The following is a 25,874-nucleotide window of genomic DNA, read 5'->3' as shown; positions in this document are numbered from 1 at the left end:
CTGTCCTTACACCTCCGGGTCGAGCGGTTCGTAGTCTTTGCGCAGCGGATGACCGACCCAGTCGTCGGACATCATAATGCGCCTGAGGTCGGGATGACCCGGGAAGTCGACGCCGAGCAGATCGAACACTTCGCGCTCGTTCCAATTGGCCGTCGACCAGAGCGGCGTGACGGAAGGGACGACCGGCGCTTCCCGGTCGGCTTTCACCTTCACGCACACCTCATGCTTCGTGGTCAGGTTCACCAGATGATAGACGACTTCCAAGTGCGTCTCGTGGTCGACGCCGGACAGATTGCGCAAGTAATTCATCCCCGTTTCGGGATGCGTCTTGAGCGTCTCCGCCGTCTTGAACCATTGGTCGCCCTTCACGGTCAGCGTCGGGATTTCCAGGCCCTTCTCATTGATCGACGCCGATTCGACCGCTTCCGGACCGACGCTCTCCGCCACGATCGCCGCGATGCGGTCGAGCAGCGGTTGGTTTTTCGACGGCTCCTTCGGCTTCGGCGGCTCGGCGTCGCCGTCCTCCGTCTTCGCCGCGCGCGGCGCTCTCGCCGGCCGTTCGGCCGCAGCGCCTTCGCCCGCGGGAGCCGCTCCGCCCGCCGCAGCCGCTCGAGCCGCCCGCGCTTCTTGGGCGCGGCGAATCTTCGCCTCGCGATCCTCGTCCGGCGTAACCGCTTTCGCGGGAGGCTTCTCGACGGTGTCGCCTTGCGAATCCGCACCGCTTGTCTTCGCGAGCTCCTTCTTGCCTTCGATCGCCGCCTCCGCGTCTCGTGCCTGCTCTTTGGCGACCTCGTCGCCTTGCGCCTGCAACGCTTCCGCCCGCTTCGCCGTCTCCTCGGTCGGCGTCGCCTTCCCGTCCTCGACCTTCACTTCCGCGCCGACATGGTTCGTATGGATTTCTCCATCCTTATCGGGCTCCGGCTTATACTTCGCGACCTCCGCCTCGTTCTGCGGCATGGATATGTCGGTGCCTTCCGGCGCCGGCTCGGGCGGGTTGCCGCCGGCTTCCTTCGCCAGCTCTTCCGCCGCCTTCTTGATCTTATCGTCTTCCGTCACTGACTAGTCACCCGCTTCCCGGTCTTCGCTTCGTACCGGATCTTCTCTTGCAGTTTATTGATGCCATAGATGAGCGCGGCAGGGTTCGGAGGGCAGCCTGGAATATACACGTCTACCGGGACGATCTGATCGACGCCCTTCACGACGGCATAAGACTTTACGTACGGGCCGCCCGCGGTCGCGCAAGAGCCCATCGCGATCACCCACTTCGGCTCGGGCATTTGATCGTACAGCTTGCGAAGGAGCGGTCCCATCTTTTTCGTAACCGTTCCAGCGACGATCATCACGTCCGACTGGCGCGGCGACGTCCGAAAGATGACGCCGAAGCGGTCCAAGTCGTAATGGGACCCGCCCGTCCCCATCATCTCGATCGCGCAGCAGGCGAGACCGAACGTCATCGGCCACAACGAGTTGCTGCGAGCCCAGGCCTTCAGCTGTTCTAGCGTCGTCATGAAGACGTTGCGTTGCAGCTCCTCGTGTTCCTCCGGCGAAATCTTGCTTAAATCGAGGTCCATTTCAACACCTTCTTCTTCCAAGCGTAGATGAGTCCGATGACGAGCAGCAATACGAATATTAGCATCTCCACGACGGCGAACAAGCCGAGCTTATCGTAGGCGACCGCCCACGGGTACAAGAAAACCGCCTCCACGTCGAAAACGACGAACATCAGCGCGAACAAATAATACCGCACGTTAAACCGAACTTGCCCGGACCCTACCGGATCGTTGCCGCTCTCATAGGTGGTCTGCTTCTGCGCCGTCGGCTTATGGGGCCTTAGCAAGCGGCCGAGCGTCAGCGCGGCGACCGGCAAAAACACGCCAAGCGCCACGAAAATCGCCACCAGCACGTAATTGTTCATGTAATGTTCCAAGTTTTCGATTCCTCCTTGTCGTCGCATCAGGCGTGCTTATGGGATTAGCAAAGATTGGCTATAAAACGTTACCATTATAACAAAAACTCCCTTCGGAGTATATGCAAAGTAGCATGTCCGACTTAAAGCGGAAGTTTTTGTTGCGAAATCGGATCGATCCGTTCCGTAACCCCCAACACAAAGTCTTCCATTTGAAAAGGATTTCTATCCGTCGTTCTCGCGTCGACTCTTCTTTTTCTCATGAAACCTGCGCATCTTCTCCCGGTTTCCGCATTCCCGCATGCTGCACCAACGGCGGCTATGATTTTTCGTATGATCCAGAAACAGCCACCCGCAGCCCGGCGGTCCCTCGCACCGACGGACGTCCCGCGATTTCGGCGAGAGAAGCAGCTCCACCGCCGCCCGTACGACCGGATCCAGCAACCGGAGGAGATCCGGCGACTCCTCTAGATCCCCTACCCTCCAATCTAACCGAAACGCATCGTTCTCGTACCGAATTTCCAGACGACGCTGCGTCCGTTCCCACCGATCGTTCAAGCGGGCGAGATCGCCGTCGTCCGGCGTCTCCTCGCGCGCTACGGCGGTAAACAATCGAAACAGCGATTCTCGAAGCTCGATGGCCTCGCGGTAAGCGTTAGCCGCCTCGTCCGAGCGCGCGGCGACGCGTTCCCGAATCGCTGCCCCTTCTTCCGACGAAATCGTTCCCGCCGCCATGCCCCAATCTACGAGATCCTCGTATCTATGCAGCCGCTCCATCGGATCAGGACTGGAATGCCAATCGACGGTGTTGCAATAATCCAAAGGCAAGGCGCCTCCTAGAAAACTGAAGCGGTGCTGCGCCTCGCCGGCCCCGGCATCTTCTTCCACATCGCGCCCTCCTGTTCGTCCATGATTGCTTTCGAATAGACCGTATCACGAACGGTTGACATTGGCAATAATGGGAGATATGATGTAACCATTAAAACTACTTTAGGAGGTTTTATTGTGTCGTTTTCACCTTGCCACAGTATTGCGAGACAAATGGATATGGTTTTTGTCGGCAACCATTGGCACGCTTCATTAAGGGATTTACTGATGGCCGTTCCCCCGGAAGAGGCTATCGCACGCCCTTCGCAAGGCGGACATACAATTTATGAACTCCTCCATCATCTCATGTACAGCGCCGAAGAGGTGACGCACCGTCTGCGCGGCCGTGCCGGGCAATGGGACGAAGCGCGCAGTTGGGTCGAAAACCCGGTGTCGCTGTCGGACGAGGAATGGAGCCGCACCATCCAAAAGTACGAAGACACGCGTCAAACGTTCCGAGACGCGGCCGTTCAACTCGGCGACGAGGCGCTACTCGAATGCCCGCCGGAGCGCCAATCCAAGTACGAGATCGTGCAACAGCTCATTCATCACGAGGCGTTCCATGCCGGACAGATCGCTTATTTGCGCCGGTTACACGGGAAAGAGGCGCTTCTGTAATTCAATAGACGCACGAAAAAAAAGCCGCGGTGTCAGCCACCCGCGGCTTTCTACATATTAAATATCTCGATTCCGAACGTTGATACGCAGCATCGCGCGTTGCAGCGCTTGCTCCGCCCGATGGAAATCGACTTTCTCTTGCCGCGCTTCGCGAAGCCGCGCTTCCGCGCGCTCTCTTGCGCGAGCGGCGCGGTCGGCGTCGATCTCCTCGGGAAGCTCCGCGCTTTCCGCCAAGATGACGACCTTGTCCTTGCGCACTTCCATGAAGCCGCCGTGAACGGCGATCACATGGTCCTTCTGCCCCTGCACCTTCGCGGTAACCGCTGCGATGCGAAGAGGCGTTACCATCGGGATGTGGTTCGGCAAGATGCCGAGCTCCCCTTCGATTCCCTTGGCGACGACCATATTGACTTCCTGGCCGTAAATTTTGCGCTCCGGCGTGACGATTTCCAATAACATTGAGCTCATGGTCTATAGACCCCCGATCACAATGTTTTTGCTTTCTCTACCGCTTCTTCGATCGTGCCTACGTAGAGGAAAGCAGCTTCTGGGAGATCGTCGTAACCGCCGTCAAGGATCGCTTTGAAGCTGCGAACCGTATCTTTAACCGGAACGTATTGCCCCTTTGTGCCGGTAAACTGTTCTGCAACGTGGAAGTTCTGCGACAAGAACCGTTGTACGCGGCGCGCGCGCGCGACCGTCACCTTATCTTCGTCGGACAACTCGTCCATACCGAGGATCGCGATAATATCTTGCAGCTCCTTGTATCGAGCGAGCAGACGCTTTACCCCTTGCGCGACGTCATAGTGCTCTTGGCCGACGACGTCCGGCGACAAAATCCGCGAGCTCGAAGCGAGCGGATCGACCGCAGGGTAGATGCCGAGCTCGGAGATTTTACGCTCCAAGTTCGTCGTTGCGTCCAAGTGCGCGAACGTCGTCGCAGGAGCCGGGTCGGTGTAATCGTCCGCAGGAACGTAGATCGCCTGGATGGACGTAACGGAACCCTTCTTCGTCGACGTGATGCGCTCTTGCAGCTGGCCCATCTCCGTCGCGAGCGTCGGCTGGTAACCTACCGCGGAAGGCATCCGGCCGAGGAGGGCGGATACTTCGGAACCCGCTTGCGTGAAGCGGAAGATGTTATCGACGAACAACAATACGTCGCGGCCTTCTTCGTCGCGGAAGAACTCGGCCATCGTCAAACCCGTCAATGCGACACGCAGACGTGCGCCCGGCGGCTCGTTCATCTGACCGAATACCATCGCCGTCTTACTGATAACGCCGGAATCGCTCATTTCGTGGTACAAGTCGTTCCCTTCGCGGGTACGCTCGCCGACGCCGGCGAATACGGAGATACCGCCATGCTCTTGCGCGATGTTGTTGATCAATTCCTGGATCAAGACCGTCTTGCCTACGCCCGCGCCGCCGAAGAGGCCGATCTTACCGCCCTTGGCGTAAGGCGCCAGCAAGTCGACGACCTTAATGCCCGTCTCGAGAATTTCCGCTTGCGTGGACAATTCCGAGAATGCCGGCGCTTCCCGATGGATCGGGAGCACGACGTCGCGGGAGACGTCCCCTGCGTTGTCGATCGGCTCGCCCAATACGTTGAATACGCGGCCGAGCGTCGCTGCGCCGACCGGTACGGAGATCGGTGCGCCCGTGTCGATCGCATCTCCGCCGCGGACCAAGCCGTCCGTAGAAGACATCGCGATCGTACGCGCGACGTTATCGCCGAGGTGAACCGCGACTTCGGCCGTAACCGAGTCGGATTCCCCCGCGCGATACAATTTAATCGCATTGGAGATTTCAGGCAGTTGTCCGCGTTCGAACTCGACGTCGACAACCGGACCCAAAACCTGAATAATGCGTCCTTTATTCATCGTAGCCCCTCCTTACATCTATATGGGCCGCCGGAGCGGCCCCTTGCCGAAAATAACGATTATCCTTGCGCGTTCGCACCCGCTACGATTTCCGTAATTTCTTGCGTAATCGAAGCTTGACGCGCGCGGTTGTATTGCAACGTCAGCGAGTTGATGAACTTCGTCGCGTTCTTCGACGCGTTGCTCATCGCCGTCATCCGCGCTCCGAATTCGCTGGCCTTGCCCTCCAGAACCGCGCTGTACACCAATGTCTCCGCGTATCGCGGCAAGATGTGGTTCAGCACGACCTCCGGCGAAGGCTCGAATTCGTACGATGCCGACGCGGAGCCGCTCTTCTCGGTTTCCCCGAGCGGAAGCAGCGTCTTGTCGACCGGCGTCTGCGAGATGACGGAGCGGAATTCGTTGTAGACGAGCACCAATTCGTCGATCGTGCCCTCTTCGTACGCCTTCACCGCGCCGTTAGCGACGTCCCTGATGTCCGAAAACCGCGGGAAGTCCGGCAAGCCGACGATCTCTTGCGCGATCGGGATGCCCCGGCGGCGCAGGAAATCGCGTCCCTTCCGGCCGAGCACGTAAATGAGGTACTCGTCTTTATTGGACTTGTGCTTCTCGCGAATCGTCAGCATAACCTTCCGGAGCAGGTTGGCGTTATAGCCGCCCGCGAGGCCCCGGTCCGACGTGATGACGATGTAGCCGGTCCGCTTGATCGGCCGCTTCTCGAGCATCGGATGATTCACGCCGCCGGCGGAGGAGATCGAACCGATCACCTCGCGCAGCTTCTCGGCGTACGGGCGCGCCGATTGCGCGGCTTCCTGCGCCCGACGAAGACGAGCCGAAGCGATCATCTCCATCGCCTTCGTGATTTGCTTCATGTTCTGAGTGCTTTTGATTTGGCGCTTAATATCGCGCATTCCCTTAGCCATGCTTATTCACGCCCCTTCCGCGCTTACGCCGAAACGGAGAAGCCCTTTTTGAACTTTTCCACCGCTTCCGTAATGAGTGCCTCGGTGTCTTTGCTCAGGTCTTTCGTTTCGCGAATGGCGCCGAAGATTTGCGGGTAGTTCGCATCGACGTAGCCGTGGAAATCCTTCTCGAAGCGAAGTACGTCTACGACCGGGATATCGTCGAGGAAACCCTTGGTAGCCAGGTAGATACTGATGACCTGCTTCTCGACCGGCATCGGTTCGTTAACGCCTTGCTTCAGGATTTCCATCGTGCGCGCGCCGCGCGTCAGGCGGGCTTGCGTCGACTTATCGAGATCGGAGCCGAACTGCGAGAACGCCGCGAGCTCGCGATATTGCGCCAGGTCAAGACGGAGCGTACCGGCGACCTTCTTCATCGCTTTGATTTGCGCCGATCCGCCGACCCGGGATACCGAGATACCGGTGTTGACCGCAGGACGTTGGCCGGAGTAGAACAGGTCGGACTCCAGGAAGATCTGGCCGTCCGTAATCGAGATGACGTTCGTCGGGATGTAAGCCGATACGTCCGACGCTTGCGTCTCGATGAACGGCAACGCCGTGATCGAACCCGCGCCGAGCTCGTCGGACAGCTTCGCCGCGCGCTCGAGAAGACGGGAGTGCAAGTAAAAGACGTCGCCCGGATACGCCTCGCGGCCCGGAGGGCGGCGGAGCAACAGCGACAATTCGCGGTATGCGGCCGCTTGCTTCGTCAAGTCGTCGTAGATGATCAGAACGTGCTGGCCTTTGTACATGAAGTACTCGCCCATCGATACGCCCGCGTACGGCGCCAGCCACAAGAGCGGAGCCGGCTCGGATGCGCCTGCGTTCACGACGATCGTGTAATCCATCGCATTGTGACGGCGGAGCGTCTCGACGACTTGCGCAACCGTCGATTGCTTCTGGCCGATCGCGACGTAGATACAAATGACGCCGTTATCCTTTTGGTTCAGGATCGTGTCGATCGCGATCGACGTCTTCCCCGTTTGGCGGTCGCCGATGATCAACTCCCGCTGACCGCGACCGATCGGGATCATCGAATCGATCGCCTTGATGCCGGTTTGCATCGGCTCGTGAACCGATTTCCGGTCGATAACGCCCGGCGCCTGGGACTCGACGTTCCGCGACTCGGTCGTGTTGATCGGACCCTTGCCGTCGAGCGGCTGGCCGAGCGGATTGACGACGCGGCCGAGCAGCGCTTCGCCTACGGGAACCTGCATGATGCGGCCCGTACGCTTGACTTGCTGGCCTTCTTTAATGTCGTGGTATTGGCCCAAGATAACGATACCTACGTTATCTTCTTCCAGGTTCAATGCGTAACCTACGGAGCCGTTTTCGAATTCGAGGAGCTCCCCGGCCATAACGTTCGAAAGCCCGTGCGCGCGCGCTACGCCGTCGCCGATGTAGATGACTGTGCCGATCTCCGCTACGTGAGCTTCGGATTGATACTGTTCAATCTGCTGCTTAATGAGCGTGCTGATTTCTTCGGGTCTGATACTCAACGAACCTTCACCCCTATCGTGCGTGATTAAACGATCTCTCGATTTCGGCCAGCTTGGTGGACAAGCTGCCGTCGTACAACGTATCGCCGATCCGGACGCGAATCCCGCCGAGAATGGAAGGATCCACTACCGTTTCGACGGCGACTTCTTTCCCCGTCAGCGCGCCGAACTTGCGCGCGATCTCTTGCTGTTGCTCGGCCGACAGCGCGAACGCGGACGTTACGCGGGCTTGCGCTCTTCCGAGCGATTCGTCCGCGATGGCGCGATAAGCGGAAGACACTTCGCCGATCGCCGCGCCGCGTCCCCGTTCCACGAGCAGCATGAGCGTATTCAGTACGTAGTCGGATACCTGCCCGCCTACCGCCTGCTTCAAAGCGCGAACTTTCGCGTCCGCGCCGATATTCGGATGATCGAAGAAGTTGCGAATGTCCGCGTTCCCCTCGAGAGCGGCCGCGACCGCTTCGAACTGAGCGCCGGTCTCCTCCACGGAGCCCTTCTCTTTCGCGAGCGCGAACAACGCTTTCGCGTAACGCTTCGCCGCTACCGCCATAGCGCTCATCGGCTTCCGACCTCTTTCAGATACTTATCCACCAACGCTTCCTGCGAAGACGCATCGACTTCTTTCTCGATGATCTTCGAAGCGATCTTGACGGACATCTCGCCGACTTGCTTGCGGAGCTCGGCGATCGCCTGATTTTTCTCGCTGACGATATCTTCCTGCGCGGCTTGCTTCAAGCGGACCGCTTCGTTCTTGGCGGTTTCGACGATCTCTTCCGCCGTCTTCGTGCTGACCTTGCGAGTTTGCTCCACGATGTCTTGCGCTTCCTTGCGGGCCTGTTCGATCGCTTTGCGCTGCTCCTCGAGAAGCGCCGCGCTCTCCTTGCGATTCGCCTCCGCCTGCTGGAGCTCGCCGACGACGAGCTGCTTGCGCTGCTCCATGATGTTAAATAACGGACCGAACGCGTACTTGTTCAAGAGCAAGTAGAGCAACACGAACGCGACGATCGTAATGACTGTTGATGTCCATACGAATTCCAAAGCTGACACTCCTTTCTACGAGTCGTTCATGTCAGCCGTGATTAGGCTGAATCCAAACGGAAGGCGTGGAGGGCTGAAGCCTTCCGCGCCTGTAAGCTTGTATGAGGCGGCTTACGCTCCGAAGAACATCAAGAAGCCTACGACGACGCCGATGATCGGAACGACCTCGACGATACCGACGCCGATAAACATCGTCGTTTGGAGCGTACCGCGAAGCTCCGGCTGACGCGCAATGCCTTCTACCGTCTTGCTGACGATCAAACCGTTACCGATACCTGCGCCAAGCGCGCCCAAACCGATTGCCAAAGCTGCACCCAAAAATTCCATTAGAAAATCCTCCTTAAGTGGTTTCGAGAAATTTGTTATGTTTCGAATCGCGGGACTAATGCGCGCTTTCGTCGTGCACCGTCGCCTGCGAAATGTACACCATCGTCAAAATCGTAAACAGGAACGCCTGAATCGCGCCTACGAAAATACTGAAGCCCTGCCATGCCGCCATCAGCGGAATGCCGATCCAGCCCATCATGAGGATGGTCGAAATGAGAACCTCGCCCGCGAAGATGTTCGCGTACAAACGCAATGCGAGCGTAAGCGGCTTCGCCAACTCCTTCAAGATGTTCAGCGGGAAGAAGATCGGGAACGGCTCGAAGTAGTGCTTCAGGTAATGCTTCGCGTTGTCCCGGAGACCGAGGAAATGGACCAGGAAAATGACCGTGATCGCAAGACCGGCCGTCACCGCGATGTCCGCGGTCGGCGACTTCCAGAACGCGAACGCCGCGTGCTCGTGCGCCGCGTGCATGGCCGCAAGATCGGCTTCCGACAGGATTTCCAATCCGAATACCGTCACCGCGCCGTGATGACTCTCCGGCACTTCCCAGACGAGACCGAACGGCAAGCCGAGCAGGTTCGAGACGAAAATGAACATGATCAACGTCATCCCGAGCGAGATGTACCGCTTCGCCTTCTCGAGCGGCATCGTGCTCGCCACCGTGTTGTGGACGAACTCGATAACCCATTCCATGAAGTTTTGCATTTTGGTCGGGTGCGTAACCGACAGGTTGCTTACCGCCGCCCTAGCCAATGCGAACACGATGATGCTCGACACCAAGATGGCTATGATGGACGACAGGTCGAACGGCAACCCCGCGATTTCAACAACCGGAAATAAGTGCATACTATGCTTCACCCCTTTCCATCGGATCGATGATTATTCTGTGCAATCGCTGTAAAAAAAACCGCAATTTGGACAAAAAAACAGGTCGCCAACGTAGCGGGTAAAGCGAAAACGTCAGGGTACCGATACGCGATCATCCCCGCCATCAGCACAGTCGCGATTCTCGCGCCGAGGCCGAGGCCGGATTTGCGCGCTTCCCCGTCCGCCGCCAGCTTCGCCAGCAGCTCCACGCGCCTGCGAAGCAGCAAGGCGTTCGCGACGCTGGCCGCCGTGCCCAGAGCGAGTCCCGCGGCCACCGTTCTCCCTTCAGGAACGAAAGCCCAGGCAAGCATGAGCGCGGACATAAAAAAAAGCGCGGCGCGTACGGCTCTGTTCAACAGTTCAACCATCGGAATCCTCCAGTAAGCGTTTCACCAGAACGACGCAGGTGAGAATGCCGACGGCGAGTCCGGCCAAGGTGCCGAAGGCAACCCAGCCTTGCGAACCGCCAAGCCATCGTCCAAGAAAAAAGCCCAGGGTGACGCATATCGCGACATCCGCCCCCATGACGCCGACCATACCGGCCGCTCGCCAGGGGTTATCCCCCTTGCCTTTCTTATCCATAGCCGTTACCCCTGTCAATCCTCATTTATTTTATCCATCCGGGGAAGCGTTTGTCAATTCATATAAATTCAAACATTCCGTGAACGGATCGCGAAAAACCCTTATAAATCAAGGTTTTCCGCTATCCCCAACCGTACAGTTCGACTGTACGCTGTCGGATTCCGCGGCGTTAGGGGACGAACGGCTCCGGACGGTCCGGCGCGACGCCGAAATGATGCTTGATCGCCGCGACGATCCGCTCCGACGCGCGGCCGTCGCCGTAAGGGTTGGCCGCGCGGCTCATAGCGTCGTACAGCCCGGCGTCCGTAAGCAGCGCTTTAGCCCGCTCGTACACCTTCTCCTCGTCCGTGCCGACGAGCTCGAGCGTACCGGCGTCGATGCCTTCCGGCCGTTCCGTCGTATCGCGGAGCACCAGAACCGGCACGCCGAACGACGGCGCCTCTTCCTGCAGCCCGCCGGAGTCCGTAAGAATCAAGTGCGTATGCGGATACAGGTTGTACATTTCGGCCAGATCGAGCGGCTCCGTCAGCTTGATGCGCGGATGATCGCCGAGCAGCTCGCGCGCCGGCTCCAGCACCGCCGGATTCGGATGCACCGGGTACGCGATCGCGATATCCTCGAACTCGTCCGCGATCCGCCGCACCGCGCGGAACACGTTCCGATGCGGTTCGCCCTGATTTTCCCGGCGATGCGCCGTCATCAGGACGAGACGCTTGCCCTTCGCCCAATCGAGCAGCGGGTGGTCGAACGAATGTTTCACGACGTAACGGCCTACGTCGGTTACCGTATTGCCCGTGACGTAGATCGCGTTCTCCGGCTTGTTTTCGTTCCGAAGATTCTCGGCGGACCGCTCCGTCGGCGCGAAGTGGAGATCCGCGAGCACGCCCGTCAGCTGCCGATTCATCTCCTCGGGATAAGGCGACAGCTTGTTCCACGTTCGAAGACCCGCTTCCACGTGTCCGACCTTGACCTTCTGCAAGAACGCCGCGTAGCTCGCAAGGAACGTAGTCGACGTGTCGCCGTGAACGAGAACGATATCCGGTTTCGCTTCCTGCAGGACCGGTTCGAGCCCTTGCAGCACCCGGATGGACAGCTCGTTCAGCGTCTGCCTGTCCTTCATGACGTTCAAGTCGTAGTCCGGCCGGATGCCGAACGTTTGCAGCACGCTGTCCAGAAGCTCTCGATGCTGCGCGGTCACGCAAACGACCGACTCGATCGCGTCCGGGTGCTTCTCGAGCTCGAGCACGAGCGGCGCCATCTTGACCGCTTCCGGGCGCGACCCGAATACGGTCATTACTTTGATCCGTTGAGCCATTTTCCGTTAAGTCCCCTCTCGTCCGCCCTTATTTCGTTCCGAACAATCGGTCGCCGGCGTCGCCGAGGCCCGGGATGATATATCCGTGATCGTTCAGATAGTCGTCGATCGAAGCGGTGTAAATATCGACGTCGGGGTGCGCCTCCTGCATCGCCTTCACGCCTTCCGGCGCGGCGATGAGGCACATCAGCTTGATTTGCTTGCAGCCGCGGTTCTTGAGCATCTGGATCGCGGCGATCGCCGAACCGCCCGTCGCGAGCATCGGATCGATGACGATCAACTCCCGCTCCAACACGTCCGTCGGCAGCTTCGCGTAATATTCGACCGGCTGCAGCGTGTCCGGGTCGCGATACAAGCCGATATGGCCGACTTTCGCGGCCGGCAGCAGCTTCAAGATGCCGTCGACCATACCGAGGCCCGCGCGCAAGATCGGGATCAGACCGAGCATGCGCCCGGAGATGATTTTCGCTTCCGCGACCGCCACCGGCGTCTTCACCGTCGTCTTCTCGAGCGGCACGTCCCGCGTGATTTCGTACGCCATCAGCGTCGCCACTTCATCCACCAATTCCCGAAAATCCTTCGTATTCGTACGCTCGTCGCGTATGTAAGTCAGCTTGTGCTGAATGAGCGGATGATCGCACAAAAACACTTTGCTCATGCGTCCCGGTCCCCCTTGCCTCAGGTGCGTTTTTCCTTTTTTGCCTAAAACCTTACCCATTATATCATTGTCGTCTCGGCCATGCACTATGCCCCATTCTTTTCCTCCGAACATTCCGCGTCGGTTCTACTTGCTAGCATCGGTTCATAGAGATGAGAGTAAGAGATTCCGGAACGCCGAATTCCTGAAACCGAAGGAGAAGAAGCATGCGATTCAGACAAGCGTTGGAATGGACGAGAGATGCGCTCGGCGGCTTGGCGCGCGCGCTAGGCACGGTGATCGCTTGGTGCGTCATAGGAAGCTTCGTCGCCGTGACCGCCGTATCGATCCTATGGAAGCTCGACGCGCCTCCGATTCAAGGGTTGGACGGGGCCGCCGCCGCGCTGCCGAGCCGGTTTTACGCCGATATGCTGAGCTTCGAAATCGCCAATCTGTCGGAAGGACCCGGCGACTCCTCGTTCTCGACGAAGAACGTCGCGTCGTTCCTGACGAAGCTGACGACCGGCATCGACCCGGCCGACCCGCGCACGCTGGCGGCGCAGCTGCTCCCCGGCGCGCAAGGCGAGGGAAATATTATCCTGATCCAAGGCATCGGAACCGGCCCGGCGGATTATCCCGTCGAGGTGCCCCCGGCGCCGCATCTGCAAGAGCCCGCGGAAGTACCGCTGCCGGACGGTTATCCGAGTACCGGCGAGGAGCCGCCGGAATCGACGCCGCAACAGCCGGCGGAGGAGCCCGCGCCGGGCGAGCAGCCGGGCGGCGAGCCGGAGACCGATCCCGCGCCGCCGGCGGCCGCGCCGAACGTCGTGTTCGTCTATCACTCCCACCCCTCGGAGTCGTACTTGCCGGAGCTCGACGGCATTACGAAGATCGACGAAGCGTACGATCAGAACGATAAGAACGTCACTGTCGCGGCGGTCGGCGCCCGTCTGTCGGAGGAGCTGGAAAAGAAAGGCGTCGGTGCGATCCACTCCGACCTGTCCTATCCGTGGCGCGGCGCGTACGACGAATCCCGCAAGACGATCAAAACCGCGATGGCGAAATACGAAGATCTGAACTACTTCATCGACATTCACCGGGACGCGGCGCGGAAGGACAAGACGCTGTTAACCCATAACGGCGTCGCCTACGCGAAGCTGTATTTCGTCGTCGGGCAAAAAAATCCGAACTACGAGGAAAATCAAGCGCTCGCGGAGGAGCTCCACTACCGGATCGAAGAAAAAATCAAAGGCATCTCGCGCGGCGTCGTCGGCAAGAAAGCCGGGTCCAACGGCGAATTCAATCAAAGCCTGTCGCCGAACAGCATTCTGATCGAATTCGGCGGCGTCGACAACACGCTCGAGGAATGCTACCGCACCGCCGAAGTGCTGGCCGAGGTGCTCGCCGAGATGCATTGGGAGCGGACCGAAGCCGTGAAGGCGAACGCCGCTCCTTCCGAGGCAGGCGACGCGGCCGCTCCGGCCGGCCCGGAAGGCGGCGCCAAGACGCAATAACATGCATGACGGAAGCCCTCCCTGGACATGGTAATGGACGACACTCCACTACCGCGTTCGAACGGAGGGCTTCTTCATATGGATCACCGCGTGGCGGAAATCGCCGATTGGTTCATGGCGCAGATCGGCGCCCCGATCGTCATACGCAAGGAAGAGCAAGGCGACGTCGACCAAGTGTCGATGACCGTGCAGAAGGTATCGTTCCTGACCGGCAGCCCGGATCGGGACGATTACGTAGAAGAGAACCGGCTCGTCCTGTTGGGAGACGGGAAGATCGCGACGGAAGGCGACGGCGGAGCCGCGGAGCTGCCGAGGCATTCTTACGAAATTCCGCTCGGCCCTTCCTTCCGGAGCGCGATCGACGAACGGGAACTTCAGGTCTCGACGGATCGCGCGTTTTACCGCGTCGTGCCCCAAGGTCCGCCGCAATAAGGCGGACGCGCCGAAGCAAGAGCCCGGGAGCGCTTCGCTCCCGGGCTCTTCGTCGTTCGCGGCTACGTCCAACGGAAACGCGCGTATACCGGGTAATGATCCGAAGGATACCTCCCGTCGTACCTCGCCCGATCGACGGCGACCTCGACCCCCTCGGCGGCGAATCCGCGATAGTAAATGTAATCGATCGGCCGTCCCCGCTCGCCGCCCCGGAAACCGTGGAACGTCGCGCCGGCCTGATGCGCTCCGCCGGACGCGTCGTCGAACGCGTTGCGCCACCCTTCCGCTCGCAGCAAGCCCGCCACCTCGCTGTCCGGCTTCGCGTTGAAGTCGCCCGTGACCACGATCGGCCCGCCCTGCGCGATCTCGAGCGCCCGCTCCGCGACGAGCGCGATGCCCCGGCGTCTCGCCGACGCGCTGATATGATCCAGATGCGTGTTGGCCACCGTCCACCGCACGTCGGCGTTCGACGTCGAGCGGAGCATCGCCCACGTGCAGATGCGAGGGAAGGCCGCTCCCCAGGCGCGGCTGCCGGGCCGCTCCGGTCGCTCCGACAGCCAGAACGTGCCGGAAGCTTCCGGCGTCCATCGATCCGCCCGGTACAAAATCGCGTTCGTCTCGTCGAGCCCGCCGCCTCGGCGCCCTTCCCCGAGCCATGCGTAGCCCGGCAGCAGCGCGGTCAACTCCCGCAGCATCGGAAGCGAGCCTTCCTGGGTGCCGACGACGTCCGCGTCCGCCGCGGCGATCGCCGCCGCCGCGCTCCTCTTCCGATAGCGCCACGCGTTGCGACCGTCGACCCACGTCGCGCGGCGCAGGTTGAACGTCATCGCTACGGCGGCGAATTCGAGCTTCGGCGTAACCGTCGTTTCCATGCATGCGCCTCCTCGTGCGATCGGCTTTATTCCCCGGGCAATGGCAGCCGTTAGGCAAAGAAGACCCTTCCCGCCCCGCGGAAAAGGTCCCTCTTCGTATATTCTAGCTTCGCTTAATACGACATATTCGGGTACAACGGATATTGCGCCGTCAAATCGCGAACCATGCCGCGGGCCGAATCGAGCGTCGCCGCGTCGTTCGGATTCTTCAACGTCGTCGCGATGATCGTCGCGATCGTGCGCATCGCGTCGACGCCCATGCCGCGCGTCGTGACCGCCGGCGTGCCGATGCGGATGCCGGACGTGATCATCGGGCCGGCCGGGTCGTTCGGGATCGCGTTCTTGTTGACCGTGATGCCGATTTCGTCGAGCAGCTTCTCGGCGACCTTGCCCGTAATGTTAAGCGACTGCAGGTCCACCAGCATCAAGTGGTTGTCCGTGCCGCCGGAGACGAGCGGAATGCCTTCGGCGAGGAATTGCTCCGCCATCGCCTTAGCGTTCGTTACGATGTTCTGCGCGTACGTCTTGAAGTCCGGACGGAGCGCTTCGCCGAACGCGACGCCCTTCGCCGCGATGATGTGCATGAGCGGACCGCCTTGCGTGCCCGGGAAGACAGCCTTGTCGATCGCTTGCGCCCACGGCTTGCGGCACAGGATGAGGCCGCCGCGCGGACCGCGCAGCGTCTTGTGCGTCGTGCTCGTCACGAAGTGCGCGTGCGGCACCGGGCTCGGGTGCATGCCGCCGGCGACGAGTCCCGCGATATGCGCCATGTCGACCATGAACAAGGCGCCGACGTCTTGCGCGATGGAGCTGAGCGCTTCGAAGTCGATGATGCGCGGGTACGCCGACGCGCCCGCGACGATCATCCGCGGCATATGCTTGAACGCGAGCTTGCGCACCTTGTCGTAATCGATCGTGTGCGTGTCGTCTTCAACACCGTAAGGCACGAAGTTATACAAGATGCCGGACGCGTTGACCGGGCTGCCGTGCGTCAGGTGACCGCCGTGCGCCAGGTTCATGCCGAGCACCGTGTCGCCCGGCTTCAGCGCCGCGAGGTAGACGGCGAGGTTCGCCTGCGCGCCGGAGTGCGGCTGCACGTTCGCGTGCTCCGCGCCGAACAGCTGCTTCACGCGGTCGCGCGCGAGATCCTCGGCGACGTCGACGTATTCGCAGCCGCCGTAGTATCGGCGGCCCGGATAGCCTTCCGCGTATTTGTTCGTCAACACGGAGCCCATCGCTTCGAGGACGGCTTCGCTGACGATATTTTCCGATGCGATCAATTCGATGTTGTCCCGCTGGCGGCCGAGCTCGAGGCCCATCGCCTTCAGCATGTCCGGATCTTGCGCTCTCAAGTGTTCCATCGTATTCTCCATCTCCCTATTCTTCTTTCGTATTCGTCGGTTGTTCTATGACGTAGACGGCGCGCGCGCCGCCGATCAGCTTCGGCCGCGCGTACGCCGCGTTCACTCTGGCTTCCCCGATGCGGCGGACGGCCGGTCGGAACGGCACCGCCACCTTGCGCAGATGCATCCCGATCAACGTCTCCCCGATGTCGATCCCGGCATGCGCCGCGATCTCCTCGACCATGACCGCGCCTTGGACGTTCCGGTACGCGTACGACGCCATCGCGCCGCCCGCCTTCGGCACCGGTACGACGGTCACCGGCTCGAGGCCGTATCGCTCGGCCGCATCCGGTTCGACGACCAGCGCGCGATTCAGATGCTCGCAGCATTGATACGCCACATAGATGCCCGTCTCGCGCCGAAATCGCTGCAGCCCGTCGAACAGCGCCGCCGCGACGTCCGACGCGCCCGCCGTGCCGATGCGGCTCCCGAGCACCTCGCTCGTGCTGACGCCGACGACGAACAACCGCCCTGCGGTCAATCCCCCCGCCTGCGCCGTCTCCATCGCCGTCCGGTATACATCCTCCGCCCAACGTTCGCGATCCGTCGTCATGTTCGCACCGCCTTGCTTGATTTATGGATGAAGGTTCGACTGCGCTTCCAGCGCGCACACCTTGCCGATCCGATTCTTATGCCGCTCCCCTTGCGAAAACTCGGTCGCGAGCCACGTGCCGACGATTTCCTGCGCCAGTCCCGGCCCGATTACGCGCTCGCCCATCGCGAGAACGTTGGTATCGTTATGCTCCCGCGTCGCCTTCGCCGAAAAGACGTCGTGCACGAGCGCGCAGCGGATGCCCGGCACCTTGTTCGCCGCGATCGACATGCCGATGCCCGTGCCGCAAATCAGAATGCCTCGGTCGGCCTTGCCCGACACGACTTGATTGCACACCGCCGACGCGAAGTCGGGATAGTCGACCGATTCCGGCCCGTGCGCGCCGAAATCCTCCAGCTCATGCCCCAGGGAACGAATGAACTCGAGCAGCTCCGCCTTGAGCCGATAGCCGGCGTGATCCGCTCCGATCGCGATCTTCATCTGAACCGCCTCCTCTTCTTCTGAGCCATATTATACCCCAAACGGCAAAAAAGAGCATACGACGGAAACGTTCCGTCCATGCTCTGCCCAGGCGACCGGCCGTATGTCCCGATGCTCCAATGTGGTACTCCACAAATGTCGCCAGTTACATCGGGTTCCATTCGAAATATGGTGCTTCCATCATACCGCATCCGTCATTCGCTGTAAAGACGATCCAACGCCGCCGCGATCGCGGTTTCGATCTCGTCGGCCGTCTTCTCGTAGCGCGCGCGGCTGCCTCCGATCGGGTCCTGCACGTCCGGATTCGGCAGCCGCCGATCCAGCTCGTACAGCTTCTCCCGCTCTTCGTTCGAAATCTGCTGCCCGAGCGCGAGGCGCATCTGCAGCTCGGCCGCGAGCGACTCCCGCTCCGCGAACAGCGCCGCCGTCTCGGGGTCCCCGCCCGCGTATTCCTTCAGCGCGAACGTCTTCTCGACCGCATCGGGATACAATTCTAATAGATGCCGCTTATGATGCGACGTCATCGTCAAGATCAGATCGGCCCAACGTACGAGCTCCGGCGTCGCTTCGCTCGAGCGAAACCCGCTCGGGTCGACGCCCCGCTCCCGCAGCACGTCCGCGGCATGGCCCGACATCGGCTGCCCCGGGACCGCGGCCACGCCGGCCGATTTCACTTCCACGGGAACGCCCCGCGCCGCCGCCCGCTTGCGGAACAACGCTTCGGCCATCGGGCTTCGGCACGTATTACCGGTACATACCAATAAAATTCGTTTCACGCGCTTTCCACCCCCCTTGGTCTTATTTTATGTAAAACGACCAAGAAGTACAAACCGCCTCGGCCTCCTTAAATTAGGAACAACACGCCGAAGACGAGCAGCACCGCGCCTCCGAGCGCTTCGCCGTACTCGCCGATCATCTGGCCGACGCGCCGGCCGACGAGCAGCCCGACGACGGACAGCAAACCGCCCATCGCGCCGAACAGCAGCACGGTCAACGCCAGGTCCGTCGCGAACATGCCGAGCGAGACGCCGACCGACAGCGAATCGACGCTGACGCTGATCGCGAACGCCAGCAAGCCGAACAGCGACCCCGTATTGAACGACGGGGCGTCGCCCGCGCGCAGCGAGTTGTAAATCATGTGTCCGCCCAAGACGACGAGCAGGCCGCCGCCGATCATGGACGCGACGCCGCCGAGCAGTACGCTGACGTACTGGCCCATGAATAGGCCGACGAGCGGCATGATGACGTGGAACGCGGCGATCGCGGCGCTGATTCTCGCCACGTGCAGCAGACGAATGCCCTTCATTCCGATGCCGACGCATAACGAGAACGCGTCCATGCCGAGCGCGACGGCGATCAGGAGGATCGTCGTCGTCGACCCAAGATGTTCCGTTATATCCGCCAAGCCTTCCCCCTCCTGTCCCTTCTTTCCCATGCTTATGCGGACAAGAACGGATGTATGTCCGGGGGGAAAGGACCGACGGGGAAGGCGTGATTATACGGTGACGATGCGGTTGCCGGCCGCCTTGCGCAGCCGATTCATGAAGGCGAGGCCGAGGCCGGACGGATCGACGGCCTCGGCGTACAGCCGCTCGATGGCTGCGGCGTCGCAGTCTCTGAGGGCGGCGTACAGCCGATGCGCCGCCGTCGCCGCGTCGCCCGGCGTCTCCGCGAGGGCGACGAGCTTGGCCGCGCCGCGATACGCGGGGGCGGCGCCGGGGGCGGGCGCGAACGCGAGCACGGCCGCGCGCGCACCGGCCGCGGCGTCCTCGTCGAGCCGCGCCTGGATGTAGGCGCGTACGGCGTCGCCCGCGCCTTCCACGACGATCAGCCGCCCCTTAGGCGCGTAGTGCTTATATTTGACGCCGGGCGACCGCGGTGCGGCGGCGTCCGGCGCTTCGGCGTCGCCCGCGTCCACCGACGCCACGACGAAGCCGGCGGCCGCGAGCGCCTCCGCCGACACCCCGCCGGGGCGCAGCACGCGCACGGCCCCGCTCGGACGGTCGACCAGGACGACGGTCGACTCCAGCCCCACGTCGGCGGCGCCCCCGTCGACGATGCCGTCGATGCGGCCGTTCAGGTCCTCGCGCACATGCTCCGCGCGCGTCGGGCTCGGCCGCCCGGATCGGTTGGCGCTCGGCGCCGCCACCGGCACCTCCGAGAGCGCGATCAACTCGCGCGCGATCGGGTGCGACGGCAGCCGCACCGCCACCGTGTCGAGCCCCGCCGTCACGCGGGGCGACACCGCGCCGGGCCGAGCCGGCAGCACGATCGTCAGCGGCCCCGGCCAGAACGTCTCCATGAGCCGACGCTCGACCGGCCCGACCTCCGACGCCAGCGCCTCGGCCGCCTCGATCGTCGCCACGTGTACGATAAGCGGATTGTCGGACGGCCGTCCCTTCGCGACGAAGATGCGTTCCACCGCGGCCGTGCTTCGCGCGTCGGCCCCGACCCCGTACACGGTTTCCGTCGGGAACGCGACGAGCCCCCCGTCCCGTAAACGCGCGGAAGCCTCCAGCAGCTGCTCCCGGAGGCTAGAGTCGTTGCGCGCGTCCACGCGCCACAATTTCGTTCGAATGTCGGACATATCATGCCCCTCTTCCGTATCAACGTTCCATATCGCCAGTATATCACAGCCGGGCTCGTTCGTACTTCACATGGCGTCGACGCGGCAGCGTACCATCTCGGCGTCCTCGGCGCCGGCGCTTCGAATCGTTCCGCCCCGTGCGCCTTACGCACCTTATGCGCCGAACCAGCCGCGCACCGCGTTGACCAGATCGGAGATCAGCTCGAGCAAGAAAAACCGATATTCCACCTTCGCCTCGTCCTCGCCGTTCGCTGCGTCCGCATCGTCCGCCGCGGCATCGCCGCCTGCGCCCGCCTTGTCCGCCGAGACGACCGCGCTCGCCGCCATTACCGTCGATACGCCTGCGGCGTTCGGCGTCTCGCCCGAAGCGACGTCCACGAAGCAGAGCGGCGGGAACAGCACGCACCACCAGTTTTGCCCGAGGCCGCGGCCGATCGTGATGCGGAGCGCCTCATAATCGCCGGCCGGATACAGCTTGCCGTCGTACACCTTCGTCGGGAAGGGGACGAGCCCGAGCTCCGCCTTCGCCGAATACGCGAATCCCGCTTCCGCGGCCATGTCCGCCGTCAGCCGCTCGATCTCCGGCAGCCGCTCGCGAATCGTCTCGCGAGCTTCCTCGATCGTCTGCGGTCCCGTCGCCCATTCGTTCATCGACGCGATGACCGCGTCGCGCACGCGACGCTTCAGCGCTTGATCCGCAGGGGCATCGGAATCGGCCAGAATGCGCAGACGAATCGATTCCGCCGGAATCGTCGAATCCGATATCGCTTGCGCCTCCGCTAACACCGGATCCGCCTTGCTATATTCCCAGGATGCTACGAGCATCATGACCATGCCGACGACGAGTACGAAAGATTTCATAAAGGATGATGGTTGTTTCACGTTGGGTTGCCCCCTCTAAGACTTGTTATAATAGTCTCAGTATGGGCACCCGCCGCAATCTCTAAACCTAGCAATCTAGCATTTTTTTTCGAAGCTACTTCCGCACCCCGATTACATGACGTTCGATCCCCGCGTAATCCTCCACGATCGACACGTCCGTCCACCGCCCCGCCGCTTGGAGCAGCTTCGCCAAGTCGCGGGCTTGTCCGAGTCCGCATTCGAAACCGACGATCCGCGGCCGGACGCCGAACGACGCCATCTGCGCCAGCAGCCGACGATACGGATCCAAGCCGTCCTCGCCGCCGTCGAGCGCCAGATGCGGCTCGAACTCCCGCACCTCGACCTGCAGCTCGGCCATGTCCGCCGATCGAATATACGGCGGATTCGAGACGAGAATATCGATCCCGCCGCCGCCGTACGCCTTCGCCGCCGGCTCGAGCAGGTCGCCGAGCAGAAACTCGAGCGAGGCCCCGTTCGCCTCGGCGTTGCGCCGCGCCGTCTCGAGCGCCTCCGGGCTAATGTCGCTCGCCGCGACGCGCCAAGACGGCCGCTCGGCCGCCAGCGTCACCGCGATCGCGCCGCTGCCCGTGCCGACGTCCACGACGCGCGGCGCCCCCGCGGCGCCCCACAGCTCGGTGCCGAGCAGCAGCACCCGCTCCGCGAGCAGCTCCGTCTCCGGGCGCGGGATGAGCACCGTCTTATCGACCGCGAACCGCCGTCCGTAGAAATACGCCTCGCCCATAATGTACTGCACCGGCTCGCCCGCGGCGCGGCGCTGCAACAGCGCCCATAACCGCTCGAACGCGTCCTCGTCGATCGCATCGCTCCAGATGGCGAGCAGCTTCGTCCGCGTCACGCCGAGGACGTACTGCAGAAGCAGCTCCGCCGACGCCGGCGCTTCGCTCGTCCCCCGCTCCCCTAAAAAAGAAGAAGCCCTCATGAAGGCTTCTCTGACTGTCATCACGCGGAATATTCCCCTCTCTCGACCATCTCGGACTGGGATGCGACGGTCAGCGCCGAGACGATCTCGTCCAGATCGCCGTCCATCACTTGGTCGAGCTTATGCAGCGTGAGGCCGATCCGGTGATCGGTCACGCGGCTTTGCGGGAAGTTGTAGGTCCGAATCCGTTCGCTCCGGTCGCCCGTGCCGACCTTGGAGCGGCGCTCGGAATCGTATTTCGCCGTCTCTTCCTGCATCATCTTCTCGTAGATGCGCGCGCGCAGGACGCGAAGCGCCATCTCTTTGTTCGAGTTTTGCGACTTGCCGTCCTGGCACGTCGCCACGATGCCCGTCGGCACGTGCGTCACGCGAACCGCCGACTTCGTCGTGTTGACCGACTGGCCGCCGGCGCCGCTCGAGCAGAACGTATCGACGCGGATGTCGCTCTCCTTCACCTCGACCTCGATGTCCTCGACTTCGGGCATGACGACGACGGTCGACGTCGACGTGTGGATCCGTCCGCCGGATTCCGTCTCCGGCACCCGCTGCACGCGATGCGCGCCGCTCTCGAACTTCAGCTTGCTGTACGCGCCCTTGCCCTTGATCATGAAGATGATCTCCTTGAAGCCGCCGAGGTCGCTCTCGTTCGCTTCCATCAGCTCGACGCGCCAGCCTTGCGCATCCGCGTACTTCGTGTACATCCGGTACAGCGAGCCCGCGAACAACGCCGCTTCTTCGCCGCCCGCGGCGCCGCGGATTTCCACGATGACGTTCTTATCGTCGTTCGGATCCTTCGGCATCAGCAGCACGTGGATTTGCGCCTCGAGCTGCTCCTTCCGCTCGGACAGCTCCGACACTTCCATCTTCACGAGCTCGCGCATCTCGTCGTCTAGCTTCTCTCCGAGCATCGTCTTCGCGTCGGCCAGCTGTTCGCTCACCGTTTTATATTCTTGATACGCGTCGTACACTTCCTGGAGATCGGACTGCTCCTTGGAGTATTCGCGCAGCTTCTTGTTGTCGTTCGCCACATCCGGATCGCAAAGCAGCTCGCTAAGCTTATCGTACCGGTCGGCAAGCGCTTGTAGACGATCAAGCATGGACTGGTCACCTCTTACTTTCGTTGTCGTGTTCATCCTTTTAGTATATGGTTCCCCAAAAACGAATGTCAATTTGCAATTCCGGGGAAAAAGGGAAAGCGCGCCCCGCCCGGCCGGCGAAGCACGCTCCATTTCGCTTCTTCTATACGTTAAATCGGAAATGCATAACGTCCCCGTCGTTGACGACGTATTCCTTGCCTTCGAGGCGCAGCTGGCCCCGCTCCTTCGCGCCGTTCATCGAGCCTGCCGCGATCAAATCTTCATACGCCACGACCTCGGCGCGAATGAAGCCGCGCTCGAAGTCGGTGTGGATGACGCCCGCCGCTTGAGGCGCCTTCGTCCCCTTGCGGATCGTCCATGCCCGAACCTCTTGCACGCCGGCCGTGAAGTACGTGTACAAACCAAGCAGCTTATACGCAGCTTGGATGAGCCGATCCAAGCCGGATTCCTGCAGCCCCAGCTCCTCGAGGAACATCGCCTTGTCGTCGCCCTCGAGCTCCGCGATTTCGGATTCGACCTTCGCGCTGATCGGCACGACCTCGTTGCCTTCCGACGCCGCGAATTCCCGCACCTTCTGAACGTACGGATTGCCTTCCGAGTTCGCCGCCTCCGACTCGCTCACGTTGGCCGCGTACAGCACCGGCTTCATCGTAATTAAGTGAAGGTCCCGAACGAGCAGACGATCTTCGTCCGTCATCTCCATGCTGCGAGCCGGTTTATCGTTATACAACGTCTCTTTCAGCCGCTCGAGCAGCTCCACCTCGGCGAGCACCTTCTTGTCCCCGCCCTTCATGTTTTTCCGGGAACGCTCCAGCCGCTTCTCCACCGATTCGATATCGGCCAGAATCAATTCGAGATTGATCGTCTCGATGTCGCTGATCGGGTTCACCCCGCCCGAGACGTGCGTAATGTTCTCGTCCACGAAGCAGCGGACGACGTGAACGATCGCGTCCACCTCGCGAATGTGAGCCAAGAACTTGTTGCCGAGGCCTTCGCCCTTGCTCGCGCCTTTCACGAGACCCGCGATATCGACGAACTCGAACGCCGTCGGCACGATCCGCTCCGGGTGCACGATGTCGGCCAGCTTGCCGAGCCGCGGATCCGGCACCTCGACGACCCCTACGTTCGGATCGATCGTACAGAACGGGTAATTCGCGGACTCCGCGCCCGCCTGCGTGATCGCGTTAAACAACGTGGATTTCCCTACGTTCGGCAACCCGACGATTCCTGCTTTCAATGCCATCTATCGTAACAACTCCTGTCTTTATGATCCGATTCCGTATGATCCCGTCAGTCGCTTATCATCCTATAGAAATGTACTGACATGGCAAGAAGAGCTTCCCTGTGGATCGAAGAAGCTTTTCTTATTATATAGTATAATACCAACAAGTCCACAAGCGAGTTGAGTTATCCACAATTTTATTCACAGCATGTGCACAAAAGAATATTTGTTCGCGTAATTTATCCACAATCGGAGGAATTTACATATGGAAAACGGATCGCCATCCCAAGACCAACGGTGGATGGAAGAAGCGATCGCGGAAGCCCGCAAGGCCGAGCTGCTCGCGGAAGTGCCGATCGGCGCCGTCATCGTGAAAGACGGCGTCGTCATCGGCCGAGGACATAACCTGCGGGAAACCGGCCGCGATCCGACCGCGCACGCCGAAATGGTCGCGATCAAAGAGGCCAGCGAAGCGTTGGACGCCTGGCGGCTTACCGACTGCGACCTATACGTTACGCTGGAGCCGTGTCCGATGTGCGCGGGCGCGATTCTGCAATCGCGCATTCGACGCGTCGTCTACGGCGCGCCCGATCCGAAAGCCGGCTGCTGCGGCACGCTCATGAATTTGCTGCAGGACGACCGGTTCAATCACGTTACCGAGGTAACGTCCGGCGTGCTCCAAGCGGAGTGCGGCGCCATGCTGAGCGACTTCTTCCGGCGGCTCAGGAAGAAGTCGAAGGACGGCTTCGAGTACCGGCCGTTCGATATCGCCGATCCGGCGCATGCGCGGGCGGTGCATGAATTGCAGCAGGCGTCCTACCCCGTCGAAGCCCGCCTCATCGGGCTCGATACGATTCCTCCGCTGCTGGATACGCCCGAGACGCTCGCCGCTTGCGGCGAATCGTTCGTCGGCTGCTTCGAGACCGGCGGCCGCCTCGTCGGCGCGATCTCCTATAAGCGGATCGACGGCGGCGAGACGTTGGACGTTCACCGCATGATGGTGCATCCGGACCGGTTCCGCCTCGGCATCGCCTCGAAGCTTCTTGCATCCGTCCTGAACCTGCCCGGGCTTCGCAAGGCAATCGTCTCGACCGGTACCGCGAACGCGCCCGCCGTAAGCTTGTACGAGAGGCACGGGTTTCAACCGACGGGTCTCGTGGAAATCGCGCCGGACATTACGATCACCCAATTCGCGAAGACGTTTTGACGCCTTGCCTGACAAGCCTCGTACGTGATATTATATTTCCACTGCGCGCCCGTAGCTCAGCCGGATAGAGCGATAGTTTCCTAAACTATGCGTCGGGGGTTCGAGTCCCCCCGTGGCGCGCCATCATTTTCCACTTGCGTCCGGTATAATTTCGTGTTAAATTAGTACATGTCGTCGCTTGTACGGCAA

General features: G+C 61.3%; 31 protein-coding genes, 1 tRNA gene, 1 pseudogene and 1 riboswitch. Of the genes and pseudogenes, 6 read left to right on the top strand and 27 right to left on the bottom strand.

Translation table 11 applies throughout. From position 1 onward, the window contains the following. Positions 1-6 precede the first annotated feature (6 nt). The 4 genes from FE782_RS19385 to FE782_RS19370 all read right to left on the bottom strand — a co-directional run bounded on the left by FE782_RS19385 (position 7) and on the right by FE782_RS19370 (position 2,794). Positions 7-1,056 carry an NADH-quinone oxidoreductase subunit C gene (locus FE782_RS19385; protein ID WP_238392572.1) on the bottom strand — a complete coding sequence of 350 codons (1,050 nt, stop codon included), beginning with the start codon at positions 1,054-1,056 and terminating at the stop codon, positions 7-9. Then, positions 1,053-1,571 carry a NuoB/complex I 20 kDa subunit family protein gene (locus FE782_RS19380; protein ID WP_138195894.1) on the bottom strand — a complete coding sequence of 173 codons (519 nt, stop codon included), beginning with the start codon at positions 1,569-1,571 and terminating at the stop codon, positions 1,053-1,055. The genes FE782_RS19385 and FE782_RS19380 overlap by 4 nt, the downstream gene beginning before the upstream one ends. Further along, a complete protein-coding gene (locus tag FE782_RS19375) occupies positions 1,556-1,954 on the bottom strand; it encodes an NADH-quinone oxidoreductase subunit A (RefSeq protein ID WP_202914570.1) in 399 nt (132 codons plus the stop codon). Before FE782_RS19375 ends, FE782_RS19380 begins: the two co-directional genes overlap by 16 nt. 177 nt (positions 1,955-2,131) lie before the next feature. Beyond that, positions 2,132-2,794, bottom strand: a complete 663-nt coding sequence (locus FE782_RS19370; RefSeq protein WP_138195893.1) for a CGNR zinc finger domain-containing protein — start codon at positions 2,792-2,794, stop codon at positions 2,132-2,134. 153 nt (positions 2,795-2,947) lie between these two features. Between FE782_RS19370 and FE782_RS19365 the strand changes: the two genes are divergently transcribed. After that, complete coding sequence (locus tag FE782_RS19365; protein WP_338016906.1) at positions 2,948-3,391, top strand: DinB family protein; 444 nt, start codon at positions 2,948-2,950, stop codon at positions 3,389-3,391. 57 nt (positions 3,392-3,448) lie between these two features. Here the strand turns inward: FE782_RS19365 and FE782_RS19360 are convergent, their stop codons facing one another. The 12 genes from FE782_RS19360 to upp form a co-directional block, all read right to left on the bottom strand. Then, the gene (locus FE782_RS19360; protein ID WP_138195891.1) at positions 3,449-3,859 is read right to left on the bottom strand and encodes a F0F1 ATP synthase subunit epsilon; all 411 of its coding nucleotides are present in this window, start codon (positions 3,857-3,859) and stop codon (positions 3,449-3,451) included. A gap of 17 nt (positions 3,860-3,876) precedes the next feature. Next, positions 3,877-5,268, bottom strand: coding sequence for a F0F1 ATP synthase subunit beta (atpD, locus tag FE782_RS19355; protein ID WP_138195890.1), 1,392 nt, complete (start codon positions 5,266-5,268; stop codon positions 3,877-3,879). A gap of 59 nt (positions 5,269-5,327) precedes the next feature. Next, the gene (atpG, locus tag FE782_RS19350; RefSeq protein WP_138195889.1) at positions 5,328-6,191 is read right to left on the bottom strand and encodes an ATP synthase F1 subunit gamma; all 864 of its coding nucleotides are present in this window, start codon (positions 6,189-6,191) and stop codon (positions 5,328-5,330) included. A 23-nt stretch (positions 6,192-6,214) separates the two neighbouring features. Then, positions 6,215-7,729 (bottom strand): F0F1 ATP synthase subunit alpha, encoded by a 1,515-nt coding sequence (gene atpA / locus FE782_RS19345; protein ID WP_138195888.1) that lies wholly within the window; start codon positions 7,727-7,729, stop codon positions 6,215-6,217. A gap of 13 nt (positions 7,730-7,742) precedes the next feature. Further along, the gene (locus tag FE782_RS19340; protein ID WP_138195887.1) at positions 7,743-8,288 is read right to left on the bottom strand and encodes a F0F1 ATP synthase subunit delta; all 546 of its coding nucleotides are present in this window, start codon (positions 8,286-8,288) and stop codon (positions 7,743-7,745) included. Beyond that, positions 8,285-8,776 (bottom strand): F0F1 ATP synthase subunit B, encoded by a 492-nt coding sequence (atpF, locus tag FE782_RS19335; RefSeq protein ID WP_338016903.1) that lies wholly within the window; start codon positions 8,774-8,776, stop codon positions 8,285-8,287. Before atpF ends, FE782_RS19340 begins: the two co-directional genes overlap by 4 nt. A 102-nt stretch (positions 8,777-8,878) precedes the next feature. Next, positions 8,879-9,094, bottom strand: coding sequence for a F0F1 ATP synthase subunit C (gene atpE / locus FE782_RS19330; RefSeq protein ID WP_138195885.1), 216 nt, complete (start codon positions 9,092-9,094; stop codon positions 8,879-8,881). 55 nt (positions 9,095-9,149) lie between these two features. Further along, a complete protein-coding gene (gene atpB / locus FE782_RS19325; protein WP_138195884.1) occupies positions 9,150-9,941 on the bottom strand; it encodes a F0F1 ATP synthase subunit A in 792 nt (263 codons plus the stop codon). Positions 9,942-9,949: 8 nt separating this feature from the next. Then, the gene (locus FE782_RS19320; RefSeq protein WP_138195883.1) at positions 9,950-10,330 is read right to left on the bottom strand and encodes an ATP synthase subunit I; all 381 of its coding nucleotides are present in this window, start codon (positions 10,328-10,330) and stop codon (positions 9,950-9,952) included. Further along, a complete protein-coding gene (locus tag FE782_RS19315; protein ID WP_138195882.1) occupies positions 10,323-10,544 on the bottom strand; it encodes an AtpZ/AtpI family protein in 222 nt (73 codons plus the stop codon). Before FE782_RS19315 ends, FE782_RS19320 begins: the two co-directional genes overlap by 8 nt. Positions 10,545-10,713: 169 nt before the next feature. After that, positions 10,714-11,859 (bottom strand): non-hydrolyzing UDP-N-acetylglucosamine 2-epimerase, encoded by a 1,146-nt coding sequence (wecB, locus tag FE782_RS19310; protein WP_138195881.1) that lies wholly within the window; start codon positions 11,857-11,859, stop codon positions 10,714-10,716. Between the two features lie 28 nt (positions 11,860-11,887). After that, positions 11,888-12,517: a uracil phosphoribosyltransferase gene (gene upp / locus FE782_RS19305; protein ID WP_138195880.1), complete on the bottom strand. Its 630-nt coding sequence runs from the start codon at positions 12,515-12,517 to the stop codon at positions 11,888-11,890. A gap of 206 nt (positions 12,518-12,723) precedes the next feature. On the opposite strand from upp, the gene spoIIP reads away from it, so the two are divergent. Together spoIIP and ymzB are read left to right on the top strand one after the other, a co-directional pair. Beyond that, positions 12,724-14,010 (top strand): stage II sporulation protein P, encoded by a 1,287-nt coding sequence (gene spoIIP / locus FE782_RS19300; RefSeq protein ID WP_138195879.1) that lies wholly within the window; start codon positions 12,724-12,726, stop codon positions 14,008-14,010. 78 nt (positions 14,011-14,088) lie between these two features. Next, positions 14,089-14,442: a protein YmzB gene (gene ymzB, locus FE782_RS19295; protein WP_138195878.1), complete on the top strand. Its 354-nt coding sequence runs from the start codon at positions 14,089-14,091 to the stop codon at positions 14,440-14,442. A 62-nt stretch (positions 14,443-14,504) separates the two neighbouring features. Here the strand turns inward: ymzB and FE782_RS19290 are convergent, their stop codons facing one another. From FE782_RS19290 to ychF, 11 genes are all read right to left on the bottom strand, one after another. After that, the gene (locus FE782_RS19290) at positions 14,505-15,314 is read right to left on the bottom strand and encodes an endonuclease/exonuclease/phosphatase family protein (protein WP_238392571.1); all 810 of its coding nucleotides are present in this window, start codon (positions 15,312-15,314) and stop codon (positions 14,505-14,507) included. Positions 15,315-15,427: 113 nt separating this feature from the next. After that, complete coding sequence (gene glyA, locus FE782_RS19285) at positions 15,428-16,675, bottom strand: serine hydroxymethyltransferase (protein ID WP_138195877.1); 1,248 nt, start codon at positions 16,673-16,675, stop codon at positions 15,428-15,430. Between the two features lie 16 nt (positions 16,676-16,691). Then, on the bottom strand, positions 16,692-17,270 hold the full coding sequence (locus FE782_RS19280; RefSeq protein WP_138195876.1) for a TIGR01440 family protein: 579 nt from the start codon (positions 17,268-17,270) through the stop codon (positions 16,692-16,694). A gap of 21 nt (positions 17,271-17,291) precedes the next feature. Then, on the bottom strand, positions 17,292-17,750 hold the full coding sequence (gene rpiB, locus FE782_RS19275) for a ribose 5-phosphate isomerase B (protein ID WP_138195875.1): 459 nt from the start codon (positions 17,748-17,750) through the stop codon (positions 17,292-17,294). Between the two features lie 78 nt (positions 17,751-17,828). Then, a riboswitch (ZMP/ZTP riboswitch) is annotated at positions 17,829-17,909 on the bottom strand. A 35-nt stretch (positions 17,910-17,944) separates the two neighbouring features. After that, positions 17,945-18,526 carry a low molecular weight protein arginine phosphatase gene (locus FE782_RS19270; protein WP_138195874.1) on the bottom strand — a complete coding sequence of 194 codons (582 nt, stop codon included), beginning with the start codon at positions 18,524-18,526 and terminating at the stop codon, positions 17,945-17,947. Positions 18,527-18,594: 68 nt separating this feature from the next. After that, complete coding sequence (locus FE782_RS19265) at positions 18,595-19,155, bottom strand: manganese efflux pump MntP (protein WP_238392570.1); 561 nt, start codon at positions 19,153-19,155, stop codon at positions 18,595-18,597. 90 nt (positions 19,156-19,245) lie between these two features. Then, the gene (locus tag FE782_RS19260) at positions 19,246-20,337 is read right to left on the bottom strand and encodes an L-threonylcarbamoyladenylate synthase (protein ID WP_138195872.1); all 1,092 of its coding nucleotides are present in this window, start codon (positions 20,335-20,337) and stop codon (positions 19,246-19,248) included. 153 nt (positions 20,338-20,490) lie between these two features. Further along, entirely contained in the window at positions 20,491-21,219 is a 729-nt protein-coding gene (gene spoIIR / locus FE782_RS19255) for a stage II sporulation protein R (protein WP_238392569.1), read from the bottom strand. A 94-nt stretch (positions 21,220-21,313) separates the two neighbouring features. Then, a complete protein-coding gene (gene prmC / locus FE782_RS19250) occupies positions 21,314-22,180 on the bottom strand; it encodes a peptide chain release factor N(5)-glutamine methyltransferase (protein WP_138196009.1) in 867 nt (288 codons plus the stop codon). Then, positions 22,180-23,256, bottom strand: coding sequence for a peptide chain release factor 1 (gene prfA / locus FE782_RS19245; protein WP_138195871.1), 1,077 nt, complete (start codon positions 23,254-23,256; stop codon positions 22,180-22,182). The genes prmC and prfA overlap by 1 nt, the downstream gene beginning before the upstream one ends. A gap of 142 nt (positions 23,257-23,398) precedes the next feature. After that, complete coding sequence (gene ychF, locus FE782_RS19240) at positions 23,399-24,499, bottom strand: redox-regulated ATPase YchF (protein ID WP_138195870.1); 1,101 nt, start codon at positions 24,497-24,499, stop codon at positions 23,399-23,401. A gap of 244 nt (positions 24,500-24,743) precedes the next feature. Between ychF and tadA the strand changes: the two are divergent. The 3 genes and pseudogenes from tadA to FE782_RS19230 all read left to right on the top strand — a co-directional run. Beyond that, positions 24,744-25,217, top strand: a pseudogene (gene tadA, locus FE782_RS32955) (tRNA adenosine(34) deaminase TadA); the annotation flags it as partial. Between the two features lie 54 nt (positions 25,218-25,271). Beyond that, positions 25,272-25,685, top strand: a complete 414-nt coding sequence (locus FE782_RS32950) for a GNAT family N-acetyltransferase (RefSeq protein WP_238392578.1) — start codon at positions 25,272-25,274, stop codon at positions 25,683-25,685. 45 nt (positions 25,686-25,730) lie between these two features. Beyond that, a tRNA-Arg gene (locus tag FE782_RS19230) sits at positions 25,731-25,808 on the top strand. Positions 25,809-25,874 lie beyond the last annotated feature (66 nt).

Origin of the sequence: Paenibacillus antri (genome assembly GCF_005765165.1) — a bacterium.
GTDB classification, from domain to species: Bacteria; Bacillota; Bacilli; order Paenibacillales; family YIM-B00363; genus Paenibacillus_AE; species Paenibacillus_AE antri.
Note: the sequence above shows the minus strand (reverse complement) of the source record. Positions and strands in the feature narration are given on the sequence as shown.

Coding starts and splice junctions, on each gene's coding strand:
- FE782_RS19380 (WP_138195894.1), bottom strand. CDS start 1,571: ATGGACCTCGATTTAAGCAAGATTTCGCCGGAGGAACACGAGGAGCTG.
- FE782_RS19375 (WP_202914570.1), bottom strand. CDS start 1,954: ATGCGACGACAAGGAGGAATCGAAAACTTGGAACATTACATGAACAAT.
- FE782_RS19365 (WP_338016906.1), top strand. CDS start 2,948: ATGGATATGGTTTTTGTCGGCAACCATTGGCACGCTTCATTAAGGGAT.
- FE782_RS19360 (WP_138195891.1), bottom strand. CDS start 3,859: ATGAGCTCAATGTTATTGGAAATCGTCACGCCGGAGCGCAAAATTTAC.
- atpD (WP_138195890.1), bottom strand. CDS start 5,268: ATGAATAAAGGACGCATTATTCAGGTTTTGGGTCCGGTTGTCGACGTC.
- atpG (WP_138195889.1), bottom strand. CDS start 6,191: ATGGCTAAGGGAATGCGCGATATTAAGCGCCAAATCAAAAGCACTCAG.
- FE782_RS19340 (WP_138195887.1), bottom strand. CDS start 8,288: ATGAGCGCTATGGCGGTAGCGGCGAAGCGTTACGCGAAAGCGTTGTTC.
- atpE (WP_138195885.1), bottom strand. CDS start 9,094: ATGGAATTTTTGGGTGCAGCTTTGGCAATCGGTTTGGGCGCGCTTGGC.
- atpB (WP_138195884.1), bottom strand. CDS start 9,941: ATGCACTTATTTCCGGTTGTTGAAATCGCGGGGTTGCCGTTCGACCTG.
- FE782_RS19320 (WP_138195883.1), bottom strand. CDS start 10,330: ATGGTTGAACTGTTGAACAGAGCCGTACGCGCCGCGCTTTTTTTTATG.
- FE782_RS19315 (WP_138195882.1), bottom strand. CDS start 10,544: ATGGATAAGAAAGGCAAGGGGGATAACCCCTGGCGAGCGGCCGGTATG.
- wecB (WP_138195881.1), bottom strand. CDS start 11,859: ATGGCTCAACGGATCAAAGTAATGACCGTATTCGGGTCGCGCCCGGAA.
- upp (WP_138195880.1), bottom strand. CDS start 12,517: ATGAGCAAAGTGTTTTTGTGCGATCATCCGCTCATTCAGCACAAGCTG.
- spoIIP (WP_138195879.1), top strand. CDS start 12,724: ATGCGATTCAGACAAGCGTTGGAATGGACGAGAGATGCGCTCGGCGGC.
- ymzB (WP_138195878.1), top strand. CDS start 14,089: ATGGATCACCGCGTGGCGGAAATCGCCGATTGGTTCATGGCGCAGATC.
- FE782_RS19290 (WP_238392571.1), bottom strand. CDS start 15,314: ATGGAAACGACGGTTACGCCGAAGCTCGAATTCGCCGCCGTAGCGATG.
- glyA (WP_138195877.1), bottom strand. CDS start 16,675: ATGGAACACTTGAGAGCGCAAGATCCGGACATGCTGAAGGCGATGGGC.
- FE782_RS19280 (WP_138195876.1), bottom strand. CDS start 17,270: ATGACGACGGATCGCGAACGTTGGGCGGAGGATGTATACCGGACGGCG.
- rpiB (WP_138195875.1), bottom strand. CDS start 17,750: ATGAAGATCGCGATCGGAGCGGATCACGCCGGCTATCGGCTCAAGGCG.
- FE782_RS19260 (WP_138195872.1), bottom strand. CDS start 20,337: ATGTCCGACATTCGAACGAAATTGTGGCGCGTGGACGCGCGCAACGAC.
- prmC (WP_138196009.1), bottom strand. CDS start 22,180: ATGACAGTCAGAGAAGCCTTCATGAGGGCTTCTTCTTTTTTAGGGGAG.
- prfA (WP_138195871.1), bottom strand. CDS start 23,256: ATGCTTGATCGTCTACAAGCGCTTGCCGACCGGTACGATAAGCTTAGC.
- ychF (WP_138195870.1), bottom strand. CDS start 24,499: ATGGCATTGAAAGCAGGAATCGTCGGGTTGCCGAACGTAGGGAAATCC.